Origin of the sequence: Pedobacter kyonggii (genome assembly GCF_004310665.1) — a bacterium.
Classification (GTDB): Bacteria; Bacteroidota; Bacteroidia; order Sphingobacteriales; family Sphingobacteriaceae; genus Pedobacter; species Pedobacter kyonggii.
This window is the reverse complement of record NZ_SIXF01000002.1, coordinates 26,405-39,198: the sequence shown is the minus strand read 5'-3', so window position 1 is coordinate 39,198 and position 12,794 is coordinate 26,405. Positions and strand designations below refer to the sequence as shown.

Annotated in this window: 10 protein-coding genes; 3 read left to right on the top strand and 7 right to left on the bottom strand. The window is 39.7% G+C overall.

Annotated features, from left to right (window positions below; genetic code table 11):
• Window positions 1-41: 41 nt before the first annotated feature.
• The 3 genes from EYS08_RS02825 (at window position 42) to EYS08_RS02815 (ending at window position 3,868) form a co-directional block, all read left to right on the top strand.
• Window positions 42-983 carry a tol-pal system YbgF family protein gene (locus EYS08_RS02825; RefSeq protein ID WP_131028340.1) on the top strand — a complete coding sequence of 314 codons (942 nt, stop codon included), beginning with the start codon at window positions 42-44 and terminating at the stop codon, window positions 981-983.
• A 42-nt stretch (window positions 984-1,025) separates the two neighbouring features.
• Window positions 1,026-1,991, top strand: a complete 966-nt coding sequence (locus EYS08_RS02820; RefSeq protein ID WP_131028339.1) for a hypothetical protein — start codon at window positions 1,026-1,028, stop codon at window positions 1,989-1,991.
• 329 nt (window positions 1,992-2,320) lie between these two features.
• Window positions 2,321-3,868 (top strand): P-loop ATPase, Sll1717 family, encoded by a 1,548-nt coding sequence (locus EYS08_RS02815; protein ID WP_131028338.1) that lies wholly within the window; start codon window positions 2,321-2,323, stop codon window positions 3,866-3,868.
• A gap of 167 nt (window positions 3,869-4,035) precedes the next feature.
• Here the strand turns inward: EYS08_RS02815 and mobC are convergent, their stop codons facing one another.
• The 7 genes from mobC to EYS08_RS02780 all read right to left on the bottom strand — a co-directional run bounded on the left by mobC (window position 4,036) and on the right by EYS08_RS02780 (window position 12,773).
• The gene (gene mobC / locus EYS08_RS02810; RefSeq protein WP_131028337.1) at window positions 4,036-6,123 is read right to left on the bottom strand and encodes a conjugal transfer protein MobC; all 2,088 of its coding nucleotides are present in this window, start codon (window positions 6,121-6,123) and stop codon (window positions 4,036-4,038) included.
• Between the two features lie 3 nt (window positions 6,124-6,126).
• On the bottom strand, window positions 6,127-7,374 hold the full coding sequence (locus EYS08_RS02805) for a relaxase/mobilization nuclease domain-containing protein (RefSeq protein WP_244215839.1): 1,248 nt from the start codon (window positions 7,372-7,374) through the stop codon (window positions 6,127-6,129).
• Window positions 7,329-7,766: a plasmid mobilization protein gene (locus EYS08_RS02800; RefSeq protein ID WP_131028336.1), complete on the bottom strand. Its 438-nt coding sequence runs from the start codon at window positions 7,764-7,766 to the stop codon at window positions 7,329-7,331. Before EYS08_RS02800 ends, EYS08_RS02805 begins: the two co-directional genes overlap by 46 nt.
• A gap of 406 nt (window positions 7,767-8,172) precedes the next feature.
• Window positions 8,173-10,098 (bottom strand): AAA family ATPase, encoded by a 1,926-nt coding sequence (locus EYS08_RS02795; RefSeq protein WP_131028335.1) that lies wholly within the window; start codon window positions 10,096-10,098, stop codon window positions 8,173-8,175.
• Window positions 10,086-10,586, bottom strand: coding sequence for a hypothetical protein (locus EYS08_RS02790; protein WP_131028334.1), 501 nt, complete (start codon window positions 10,584-10,586; stop codon window positions 10,086-10,088). Before EYS08_RS02790 ends, EYS08_RS02795 begins: the two co-directional genes overlap by 13 nt.
• Complete coding sequence (locus tag EYS08_RS02785) at window positions 10,576-11,682, bottom strand: hypothetical protein (RefSeq protein ID WP_131028333.1); 1,107 nt, start codon at window positions 11,680-11,682, stop codon at window positions 10,576-10,578. The genes EYS08_RS02790 and EYS08_RS02785 overlap by 11 nt, the downstream gene beginning before the upstream one ends.
• Window positions 11,679-12,773: a ComEC/Rec2 family competence protein gene (locus EYS08_RS02780; protein ID WP_165456348.1), complete on the bottom strand. Its 1,095-nt coding sequence runs from the start codon at window positions 12,771-12,773 to the stop codon at window positions 11,679-11,681. The genes EYS08_RS02785 and EYS08_RS02780 overlap by 4 nt, the downstream gene beginning before the upstream one ends.
• Window positions 12,774-12,794 lie beyond the last annotated feature (21 nt).

The following is a 12,794-nucleotide window of genomic DNA, read 5'->3' as shown; positions in this document are numbered from 1 at the left end:
CAGTAAAAAACACTACATTAACCTCCTAAACATACGCGCTCATGTCCAGACATAAATATATCCCGGACCTCATTCCTCAACCTGCAAAGGTATTGCCCGATTATTTTAACACGAAGAAAAACGACCCGAATAAAAAGCCAAAAAAAACCGGTAAAGAAATCATTGACACTATTATTTTTATCGTGCTGCTCATTTTCGCAGCAGTATATATCCCCCATCCGGTCATCTCGCTGGTCCTGGGCTTTGCCGCTCTTGTCACTCTTCCCTCGGGAAGATCCTGGCTGGAACACAAGCTGCGATTTTCCCTGACCAAGCGGATCAGGCTAGGAAGCTATATACTTGCCGGGATTACACTAATTCCTTTATTGGTCCATTACCACCATGCGGATATACTTGCCGAAAAACAGCGTATCGCTGATCTCGCCAGGGAAAAAAGACAACAGGAAATAAAAAAAGAAGAAAACAGGAAACGACTGGACAGCCTGAACCTATATCTATCCCGCTATAGTGCCCAAAAACACAACCCCGAAAAGGCAGACGCCGCACTGGTTACGGCGGCCACCTTTCTCACGACCATAGCGGATACCGTCGCGCTTGGAAAAGCGACAAACGACCGGGACTCTGTCCGCGGAGAAGACCTGCTCAAATGGAAAAAATATCAATCCGCACTGAACCATTTTGACAAAATGCTGGGTGACCACGGCGAAGATCCAAAACTGCTTTATGACCGGGCCTACTGTTATTACAAGCTTGGCAAAATAAAATTGGCAGTAGCGGATCTTGGCAGATCGCGTGACCTTAACTATTCCGGAGCCAAAACACTTTACAACAAAATCAACCCCTTAAAACGCAGAATCTCGGGTTATATCACCCTTTGTTGTGATGGTACAACATCCGGCGCAAGTGGGCGCGGTGCCTGCTCCTGGCATGGAGGGGTTTGCAACTGGAACTCCCCGATTTACGAAGAATACAGAAAATATTAAGCCATGGTATACCAACAGAAAAACCTTCTACGCCCGAGCCTGATGCAGAGGATATTTGGGCAGCAGCCAATTGAAAATGCCATCATAGAGGTTAACAACCTTTTGGCTACCCAGCCCATTGCGATGATTACCAAAGAGCAAATAGCAGAAATTGGCAACCGGTATGGAATTATACTGGCGGAAGAATTTAGACTGAATATGGAAGAGTTTTACGCGGTTATGCTCAATAACCTGATCCAGGACTTCAAATTTGAGCTTGGCAACCGTAAGAAACTGGAATACCTCCAACAGATCCTAGCCCTTGACGATAGCCAGGTATCTTTCTTGACCTGGGAAATCGGTGCAACAGTCTATGAAAAATGTTATGTAAAGGCTATCGCAGACGGGCGTTTTTCAGAGGAAGAAAGAACCCAGCTTGACCGCCTGGAGGAACAGTTACAACTTCCGAAAAAGATAATAACAGAAATTTCCAGTAAAATCCGCACCAATTTCGTCACCCAGTATTTTACCAAACTCATACATACCAAACGGATCTCCCCAAGGGACGAAGAGCAATGGAAAATGCTCTGTCAGAATTTAAATATAACACCGAACTCAGATGCCCGGACCACGCAACTGTTCAATCATGGAAAACTCTACTGGGCACTGGAAAACACGCCACTACCTTTACTCAACCCACTGATCAGCCTACAGAAAAGCGAAAGCTGTCATTTACATATCGAGAATGTTGCCTGGTATGAGGAAAGAGCAATGCGTTCGAAATATGGCGGAACCTATTCCAAACTGATCAGCTCAGGACCAATTTATCTCACTCAAAAAAAATTGTTACATTATGGTTCTGAAAAAGCGCACACCATTAAGCTTGACGATATTATCAGGATACAGGAAACCAACGATGGCATAACAATATACAAATTGACAGGAAAGAATCCGACACTGAAGATGCCACATCACGAAAAAGAAATGTTAAGGATCATTTTAACGAGATTGTCGTCTTTGAATTATTAGTTGTGTAAAGTACCGCACAACCAAATGCAGAGGCAGAAGATTTTGACGGCGACAACGATATCAATTATATAGATTAATGCAGGATTGGGACGAAAGGAAAAAACCCACATCTTGATTTTGCTGAAATACTCGCTTCATTTCCTGATGTTCTGGTGAATAATAGGTGTTCAGGTAGCTCTCAAGACTATACAAAATTTCTTAAGTAAAATTGAAATCCGAGATAAAATTGGAAACAAAGAAAATACTCTAATTAATAATCGCTCTTTTCGAAATTTTACATTTCGTTAATTTAGTGTTACATTACGACTTCATAAGTTAACACTCATTCAATGAATTTCTTTAAAAAACTAAGCACCGAAGAGTTATATCCCAAGGGAACCACAAGATCTTTCTTTATTGGTACGCCAGAAGCGGAAGGTGAAACCTCTTATAATTCAAAAATCAAACTCGGCGAAATATTTGGAGATTATCTCAATGTATTTCCCGAATTGAGCAGCGAAAAATTCATTGTGACGGGCCGAAAAGGGGCAGGCAAGTCGGCAATTGCCGAATTCATTTTTTATTCAGCTGGAAACGAAGCCAATTCTTTTTGCGATTTCATTAAAACTCATGATTTAGATTGCAACAGACTCGTTCAAGTTGGTAAAGAGGCAGGGCTTCCAATAGAAGAAAAACTATTATTTGAATGGCTGATTTTAACCAAACTAATTAAACTTCTAACGGAAGATCAATCGGTACAAAATATCAAAGAATTTAAGGATCTTCAAATCTTCCTCCAAAGAAACACTGGAATGGTAGATATCAAAGACTTTGAAATTTCCGAAATTGCAAAAACCAAATCCTTCGAGGTTAATATTGAGTATTTTAAAAGGGTATTCTCATCAATATTTAAAAAGGACGTTGGTATCAAAGAACACAAAGCACCGTTTTATAAAATATTATCTCCTTTAAAAGAGGTTGTAAAAAGATTACTCATTGAAAACGTTACAGCTGGAAACGAATATTTCCTAATATTTGATGACCTAGATATCGGCTTCAAAGAAAGTGACCAATCTAGTATTCAGAGTTTAACCAATGTGATTAGAGTTGCTAAGGATTACAATATTGATTTATTTGGTAAAAATGGCTTGAAAGCAAAAGTAATTATACTATTGCGCGATGACCTAAAAAGAATTATCGTGAAGCATGCCGCTGATACAGCTAAGATATTTTCTTCTTATGAAATACCTCTTGTTTGGTATGAGCAAGAAAATTTCAAGAACAATGAGAACTTAGTCGGATTAAAAAAATTAATAAATAAAAGGATAGAGATCAATTTTAAAAAAGAAAACCTTGGTTTTAGTGCTAGTGATCCTTGGAGCTCATTGTTTAAAGATGACTATCAGTACAATGGCAGTAGTTTTAAGTACCTAATTGACTTCACGTTTTTTAGACCTAGAGATTTAATCTTATTATTCAAGCCATTGCCGACAAATTCATTTACAATACCATTATCCTTTGCAAATTCAAAAACGCTTCTCAACGCATATGTTGAGGATTTGATTTTGGAAATTAAAAATGAATTGTCAGCAAGTTTTAATGACATGGATATTTCGAGGATATTCGCATGTTTGAAAAATTTAAAACAAAAACAACCACTGACTAAAAGTGAGATAAAAAACGAGTTACAAAGCCTAGGTATGGAATATGATCCGGAATTAGCGATATTATTGTTATTTGACTATAGTATAATTGGAAATTTCGATAATTCAGATACTCCCCCTAAAATTTATTTCAAACATAGAGAAAGGAAAAACGAGCCGTGTGTTATTAATTTTGACATGAAATTCATATACCATAAAGCATTGGAATTATATTTGGACAAGCGAGCAAAATAGCCTATAGATTATTTCAAGAAAAGATAACGGCCTGCTTTATAATCAACAGGCTGTTTTCTGACAAAACGTTTATGTCAATAATACCAATTAGATGTCTTTGAATACCAATATTTGAATATGGTAAATGCATTTACTAGCATTTATAGAATATCATTAATCACAAACGCTCACATCGAAACCGACTTAATTGGTTCGTCTTTAACATTTCTCCCGTTACGCTTAACCGCAGCCCTATTTCCCTTTATCTTTCTCTCACGCTGCCTCTTCCCTACACCCTCCGGCTGATCTTCTTCCGGCATACTATCCCTATTTAAATCCGCTATCTTTTTCAATTCACCTCTAACCAGATCCGCCACCTCTTTTTTAACCCTTTTATAATTCTCCTCCACATCACTCTCTGTAACATTAGCCACTACCGGGATCGGCACATAACCTGCCTCTTCCCTGCCAATAGCCTCATGATCATTCTGTATCTCCCCATGGAACATCTTCAGCTTGATCTTCTCATTCGGACTATCTGCCACGATCCCCGCAAACTCACCCGATGAAAAAGTAGCAATCTTGGATGCAGGAACCGCATAATCCATCTGTGTTGATTTAGAAATGGAAATATCCGAACTATTGATGCTCATGCTCTGCCGATCCTGCATAATCTTCCCAAAAGTTTCCGCGAATTTTTTCGCACTGTCGCCAGAAACCTGCCCACTGATGATATTGGCGCAGATCCCCAAAATGATTTCCGCCTGTTCCGCACCATACTCCTTTTTCACCTGTTCAATGCTCTGGATCCCCAGCGTACAGGAAATCAGGTTCGACCTGCCCGTCGAAATCGTGGTGATCAGATTGGCCACCAGCGTAGGATATTCATCGAAGATCAGGCTGCATTTGCTTTTCCCTTTTTTATTGATCTGTTTCAGCATCCTGTTCACATACAGTGAAAGCACCGCACCATAAGTATCGATCTTCTGCGGATTGTTGCCCATGCATACAATCTTGGGCTCGTCCGGATTATTGATATCCAGCGTAAAATCGTTTCCTGTCAGCACGTAATACAGCTGTGGCGATGCCAACCTTGCCAGACCGATCTTGGCCGAGGCAATCTGTCCCTCAAGCTGCGCCTGGGCATTGTTCTGAAGCGCCGAGATAAAAGGATTGATCAGCACCTTGATCTCTTCCTGCTGCTGCAATACCGCAAACAGCGGATCATAATCCGCCTGCATCAGCTCGATCACATGGGGCAAAGTGCAATACTTCCCATTTTCGTATTTGCGTAAATACCAGATAATAGCCGTTAAAAAATTGATCGGTGATTCCACAAAAAAGTCCCCCTGTTTTTTCAACCAGTCCCGGTTCAGGCCCATCATGATCGTACGGCTGGCCTCGGTCGCATCGGTAATGTCCTCCATAGCCTGCGGGTTCAAGGGATTACACCGATGCGTACGGTTAAGATCCTCAAAATTGATGATGTAAAATGATGGGATGACCTTATAATTCTGCTGGTATTTCAGTAACTTATTATAGGCCATCTTGGTCAGGTCATCGAATTTAAAATCATATAAAAACAGGCAAAAACCCTTTTTGATCTGCTGATCAATGATATGGCGGATCACAAAATAGGTTTTACCCGCACCACCAGAGCCCGATACCAAAACGCTTCTAAAGGGGTTCACACAGTTGATCCAGCCATCCCTCACCTCTCCCCTTAGGTGGTATTTTGTTGGGAGGTTAAAAGAATATTCGTTTTCCAGCAGCCTTTCCTCTTGCGGAAAAGTTTCGTTTTTGCTATTGAATATGTCTTTTTGCATACTGTCTTTGATCAGCCTCGAAAGTTCAGTACCGCCTTTTAAAAGCAACAGGTATCCCGCAACAAGAAACGCAATATAAAGACAGACAAAAACATCCGGTGGAAAATGGAACAGGAAACAGATCCCACTTGAAAAATAAACCATTAACCCAATAACAATCTGTAGAAGAATCGGCTTTAACTTCAGCTCTTCCGATTTTTTACCCTTAGCCCCGATCAGTGAGATACCCAAAAAAAGCAGTACCACAGCCTTGGTCAATAGCGGATGCCGGAACATCTCCAGTTTGGCAAAATTCAAAAACAAACGGTCTGTAATCAGGGTGCTCAATCCCCATTCCCTGAAAGCCTGGTAACCATAAATATAAATGTGCATGCAAAGGATCACCAGACTGATCAGCCTAGTCATATCCAATATCTTTCGCAGCCCCTGCGTATCTTCCCCTGTATTCATAGGCTATAAATTTTGCTGTAATTTTTTTCTGCGTTTTTTCTTTTTTATCGTTGGCTGCATAAAACCCTGGTCAGATCTGGATAGTACCATATCGAGGTAACCTGTCTTTTGAGTCATTTCTAAATGGCTTTTTTCAGTGCTATCTTTATAAGTGAAATGTTTGCCTGGCGTTTTCTCCAATGTTTTGTCGAGCTGTGCTACCAGAATATCACGTTCCCCAAAAGCCCTTGTGAGGGCAGCCGCGCTATAGGCCTTTCCAAGGTCACTGCCATTGAATACCGATTTTGTCCCATGGTCAATAAAAGTGACCCCATAAATCCTGCCCTGCTCGTTTCTTCTAAAATCAGCAGTTACCCCAATCTCTTGTAAAGCCAATTCAAATCCTGTTCTCGTAATGGACTGATAGCCATTAAATACCCCATCAATCTTATCCCTCAATTCTTCCCTGAAAACTTTCCGATCTTTGGTGTTTTTATCAAAGCGCTTCTCCAGATTATCCAAAGTTGGTTTGGCATAGATTGCACTGGCCTTTAACGGAATGCCAACCTTATTGTCATTATCATCTAGGATGGAATAAATCAGACCACGCTTCTGGTACATCACCGAATCTTCGGCTCCCCTATCCGTGGTAATATTAAAAGCCTTTAATGCAGCATTGAACTCTGGAAAAGAGCTGTACCTGTACTGCTTCATCACCGCAGTAACGATATTACTGATGGTCTTTTTCGTTGGCCCTTCCCCATAAACAGCCGGTTTAATCTTTGGGAAATTATCCAGCGACCTACCCTCGGCAACCGTCAGGTCATATTTCTGCTCAATGGATTTCCTTGCCTGTTCCGATAATCTGTAACCGATGCCGTGGATATCGATCCTGCTGCCATCTGATCTGATATTCGTTGTGGCGATATGTACGTGCGGATGGTGGGTATCCTCATGCAGGTAAACCAGGAAGGGTTGTTCGCCAAAACCGATCTGCTCCATGTATGCTGAAACAATGCATTGTAGCTTTTCACTGTCCAATTGGTCCGATGGGTGGAAATTCAATGTAATGTGCAACGCATTGGTTTTGACCGATGGGTTCAGCATCGTGCGTTTATTAAAACGCTCTGCCTTTTGCGCGAGGCTGAGTCTATCAATATCCCCAGCAAAAGCACTGGCCATAAAAAGTATCGCTTCTCCCTTTTCGACCTTATTCTCGTTATAGATCAGGATCCCCCTGATGCTTTTTCCGCTGACGATTTTTGCAACCACTTCCCTGCTAGTTTATCCGTGATCTCCAGTAACCTCTCAATTTTGATTTCGATCTTTTCATATAACTCTTTTGTCCGCTCCACATAAAACATCCTCGCAGCTTTTCTCTGGCTGGTATGAAAATGGTAGGTCTGCTGGTTGATGTTAATGCCAATGGACCTGATTTCTTTTCTAATCATGGCCAGTTCTTCCATCGGCCCATTCATCGAAATGTCCCTGTGAAAAATCTGCACGGGCTCCTCCATCAGGATCTTTCTTGCCAATTGTGAAATGCCTTTGCAGTCACTGCTTTTCTGCATTTTATCTAACCGTTTGAGGGTCTGTTCATCTACCCTGATGCGGATGTAGTGCTTGAGTTTTTCTTCCTCTTTTTTGATCTTGGGTCTTGGCATTTTATGATCGCTTTAAGGCTTACGAGTTCCGAGTAAGCCTCCAGCCGTTAGGATGGCAAGATATTTTTGTCCCACAAAAATCCATCTTGCTGCGAACCCGAGTTTGCCAAAAGCACCTTACCCACATGTATTTTCTGATGGATTACTGTTCTTCCTGTGATTGAGATCTGAGATGAAAGAAAGGCATACACGCCCTAAGCGCTTGCCTGATCCGGTGACGGGGATTCACTTTGATGCGTTTGATTTTGAGGTGTGGCCTGCCGTGAAAAATATGGCCGTTGATGGTTTTGATCTTAGTGTTTTTCATCTTTAACATTTTCGATGTCCAAAGATTGGAGGATGAAAAACCAATACAGCCGAGCTGGGAAAAATCAGTTGTTTTTTAGTAACATTCTCAGAATGTAAATCAGGATATGTCTTGAGTTTTCGGTTTTAAGATAAAATTGCCTTCCTTTTCCATAAATTTTTCAACTACATATTTCTCATACTGGGCAGGGAGTCTTCCATAACCAGTTGTCAGAATCACCTGATAATCCTTAACAAAGCCTTTTTCATCCTTCGCTAGGTCAATCGCCATGTCAAGAAGTTCAAGATTCTGGTTAAGGTGGTCAGTGTCAATGCCTGAATCTTCTGGTGTATCGATCAGTAAGAACCTCGGGTGCTTTACGGAATCAAGTTTCAAAGAAAGGCTAAGAATAGTAAAATAATACATAAGTCTTTTTGGCACCTCGCTACTGTTTGCTTTATATTCTCCTTCATCAATAAAAGGCATATAGTCTTCGTCGATCTCAGCCTTTTTGCTCTTATATGACGATGCAGCCAATAGTTGACTATAAACCTCATTAAAGGCCGTTATAGTATCTCTATTATTGTTTTCGAACTCTATCTTAGCTTTGTTAAAGCTGCCCTGTGCAAAACCAAATATCTTGTTTTTTTCAAGATAATCGTCTTTCAACCGCTGCTCTATCACACTTACTTTGAGTGAGTTTACAACATCAAAAAGCTCTTCCCTAATGTTTATGATTCTGTCATTCAGCTCATCTACAACGGTAGAATTTCCCGCAAACTCAGCAGTACTGATAACATTCTTTAGTCTTGCCGTAAACTCAGTAATAAGTTCTGTATTTTTCGCGATTTTTTTATCCAGTTTGTCTATATCCTCATCATAAGTTTCCTTAGCAAGTGTTATAGCACTTATACTCTTCTTCTTATGGCTCAATATATCCTTATATTCACTAGAATCATAAACAAACTTCTCATAATCATCGTCTTGAAACTTTGAGCCACATATACAGAAACCTTTTTCTATGTGTTTCTTGTCGGTCATACAGAAAGGACATATCTCCATTGAAAACAAATCCAATTTGTCATGTGTAAAGATGATTTTTTCAATCTGCGATATCTCTTGAAGAAGGCCATCGTGGAGCCTGTTAACCCTTGACCTTTCACTACTCAGATTGACAATATCGATTCTGTCCTTTGATGCTTCAAGTTCAAGATTGAGAAGATTTTCCTGTATTTCCGAGAGTTCACCAATTTTGTCGTCAACAGTTGAATTTCTTTTTAGATAAGAATTCCTTTCCGACTCTAAATTTTCAAGTAAGTGTTCAAGGTCCTCTTTTTTATTGGCAAGCACATCATTATCTACATAGTCAATATCATTATGCGCAATAAAATTATCCAGAAGTGCCTTTGCATCATCTCTTTTCTTAAGTGCCGCCTTCGCCTCATCCAATTTTTTGAAATATTCTGCCGATGACATTCCAAGCAAAATTTCAAAAATCGATTTTCTGATTACTGTAGAGTCAGCAACGAAATTTTCTGCAACCGGAGCCTTGAATATTTTTCTGGTTTCCGTGTTCTGATCATAGTTCAGAAGTCGGAATAAATCAGTGAAGTTAAAGTACCAGTGCGTAGCGCCCATATTCAATTCAAAGACCGGTATGTTCAATTTTTCTAAAAGCCAGTCTGAAAAAATATACGGAGCTGATTGCCTACTAACTGCTAAAGCACGGGTTCCACTTGCTTCATCAACAAAAATTTCCTGAGTGTCGATAAACCGCTTGATTGAATATCCAACCCCATTGATGCTAAAATCCACTAGGACATAATTGTTTGAATCCTCTAAAATTAGGGAATACCTTCCTCCTCCATCGTCCCCAGTAAAGGGCTTGACCTTTCCGCCGAATGCATATTCAATAAAATAGGTAAAGGTACTTTTTCCAGAGCCGTTGTCCCCAACTATAATATTTATTCCTGGTGTTAGTACAGGAGAATCATAAAAATATTTATTTCCAGAATATCTGACCCGAGTAATTACTAAACTTCCCATGTGAGTACGTTATTTTTTGTAAAAATATTATTGGCAAGGGTCTTGATAGCAACTGTCTTAAGAGAGGGTGCCTGTTTCTTAAGCTGCATTATATTAAAAATTTCTTTTTCAAAAAATGACTTATCTAGAAAACTTTCTGGAATATTAGCTTTATTAAGCCATAGATCAATACTACGGTAAGTTGTATTTACAGAAACACCTATGTATTTCTTATTTTTAAGCACTATCATCAGATGGTGGAGCAACTTTTTTTTGATCTGAGCACGTGAATATATCTGGGCAAGCTGACGTTGGTCGTAAAGTTCTGGTTCACCTCCCTCATTTATAAAATCGATCAGGTAAGCGATCTTTCTAAAGTCCCGGAATTTTTTTGCTTCATCTGTGCAACCTAGTGTATATAAAAGAATAATAGTGTTATATGCCAAAAAATTGTAGTCCTCCTTTTGGATGAACATCAGTCTTTTTTTTGCCGCATTCTTATTCTGCATAAACTCCCTCCTTATCAAATGACAGATAGCAATCGTTTATCAATTCAAGAATAATCTTTCTAAAAAGGTCATCATCAAGAACTGGATACTTAAACCGCTGAGATTTAACTTTGATGATCTCTATTGCCTTTTTTGTAAATCTGTCAATCAACGCGTTAATGTCTTCGACCAACATCTGGGTATTACCATTTGTTTCTACAAAATCTATAAGTTCACTTTGGCACGCCTCAAACACCCTATATTTTATTGCGCTGAGATCTCTTTCCTGAAAGAATGAAAGCTCATCTTTACCAAGGGCCAATTCGCGACAGTATTGATTTATTCGCAACTGCGATATCTCCGGGTTCACGGCAGTTATTTTTTCAAGAAGGTCCCTAACGTCCGATGGAGTGATTTCTCCAAATTTATTCCTTCCCCATTCATCAAATGAAGCGTCTTCAGCAATATCCGAAATGTTAAAATCTATGTATTTATCGATGCAGCAAACTGGACAGCACTTTATATCGTTGTTTGCTGCATCTTCACCGTTAACACTTTTAAGAATTCCGATAAAGTACAGTCGTCCTTCTCTTATAATAAATGCACCGCTTCCAGACAAGCCTCTTGCATCATCTGCACCTCCTTTAAATGTATCGTTTTTTGCGAGAGTTATCCGGAATTCTTTATTCGATGTTCCATCAAGAACCCTGGCCTTAAAAGTTCGCCCTTGATCAGGGCTTATTGCCTGAAATCCCTTAAAGCTTACCGGGGTATCCGTCTGAAAGTTTTTTACATTAAGGATTTCAGGAAAAAGATTATCTTCATTTTTAAAACCTACATTTAATACAGCCCAGTCTTCTTCCTTATGTGAATCAAGAATACCTTGAACTTCAATTTTTACAAAATCAGCATTATAGGAAGACTGTGACTCAATGCAAATCCAGTCGATCGGAGTATCGATAAACTGGTCTTCATCACCAAAAACACAGTGATAAGCAGTGAAAACCAAAAACCCATTCGCTGTTCTAACCAAGATACCGCTTCCTCTACTGAGGGGAGTACCTTCTTTCACAACAGACACCCTAACTGTCGTACGCAGTAAAAGCTCTTCACTCATAATTTGAATATATTTACATTTTCGATGAGCCTCCAATTACCGTTTAGGAAATCGTCTTTATCAACAAGAGTACCTGCTTTATTTTCAACCTGTTTTAATGAATAATTGAGGTAAATCTCCCTTAGTGAAGCATAGCCACTTTTTTTTCTTTCTGGGTGGTGCACAATTCTGGCTATTGTTTCCCGGTCAGGATGTTTGTTATCCGAGCTCCCTCCATTGGTGGATATTATAAATTTATCACAGTCGATCATATCGAGCACGTCATTTAAGGTATTGTTTAAACTTCCGTGGTGAGAAACCTTGACGAAATCTACCTTAAGTTTGTTATCTGTACTGTAGCCATTAAAAACCATAGAGTTACGGATGAGCTCCGGATGGGAATCTCCCAACAAAAGAATCGCCAAGTCTGGCACTTTAAGTACAAAGGCAATTGAGGAACTGTTAAAAAGGTCTCCCATAATTGTTTTTTCAGGGGAAAAATCCACTGATGCCAGATCTTCGAGCGTACCTTTGGTAATCTGAGAAACTGCTATTGTTGAAATAAAAACATCTTTTAGTTTCTTGGAGTATTCCTCGCTAAGATCCGGCCACTTCTCGTACAGCTTGTCGAGAACATCAGCCGTCGGAGATAGGATTTCTACACTAATCCCAAGTGGCAATGTTGGGCATTTACCAAGATAGATATCTTCAGACCACTTATCTTTTAATTCTCCTTTTGTTATCAGAAATTCCTCAAAGGTTTTGGCTTGATTGTAGCTTATGCTATTCCCGCTTACTAGAAACTTGATATTGCTAGAATTAATCCAATATTGTTTTATCTTTTCAGGTTTGAAGAAGGGATTTTTCAGAAATTTTATTAATCCAGCTATGTGATCTGAATCAATATGGGTAAGTACCAAAACATCAATTGTAGGAAGAGAGGCGAGCTCCTTTTTCAGAACTTCATCATAAGTTTTGGCTGTGCCTCCATCGACAACAATATTAAATGGAATTCCAGAAGCATCGAAAGTCTTAATAATAATGGCATCACCATGATGAGCCTTCAATACTAGTACTTCTGTTTCGCTAATAGTTATTGGACAGGTTGACAATTTGAGCTTATTTAGATGTGC

Bases quoted from the DNA above. Each gene is read 5' to 3' on its own strand.
- mobC (WP_131028337.1), bottom strand. From the start codon at position 6,123: ATGAATACAGGGGAAGATACGCAGGGGCTGCGAAAGATATTGGATATG.
- EYS08_RS02815 (WP_131028338.1), top strand. From the start codon at position 2,321: ATGAATTTCTTTAAAAAACTAAGCACCGAAGAGTTATATCCCAAGGGA.
- EYS08_RS02790 (WP_131028334.1), bottom strand. From the start codon at position 10,586: ATGCAGAATAAGAATGCGGCAAAAAAAAGACTGATGTTCATCCAAAAG.
- EYS08_RS02825 (WP_131028340.1), top strand. From the start codon at position 42: ATGTCCAGACATAAATATATCCCGGACCTCATTCCTCAACCTGCAAAG.
- EYS08_RS02785 (WP_131028333.1), bottom strand. From the start codon at position 11,682: ATGAGTGAAGAGCTTTTACTGCGTACGACAGTTAGGGTGTCTGTTGTG.
- EYS08_RS02795 (WP_131028335.1), bottom strand. From the start codon at position 10,098: ATGGGAAGTTTAGTAATTACTCGGGTCAGATATTCTGGAAATAAATAT.
- EYS08_RS02800 (WP_131028336.1), bottom strand. From the start codon at position 7,766: ATGCCAAGACCCAAGATCAAAAAAGAGGAAGAAAAACTCAAGCACTAC.
- EYS08_RS02820 (WP_131028339.1), top strand. From the start codon at position 1,026: ATGCAGAGGATATTTGGGCAGCAGCCAATTGAAAATGCCATCATAGAG.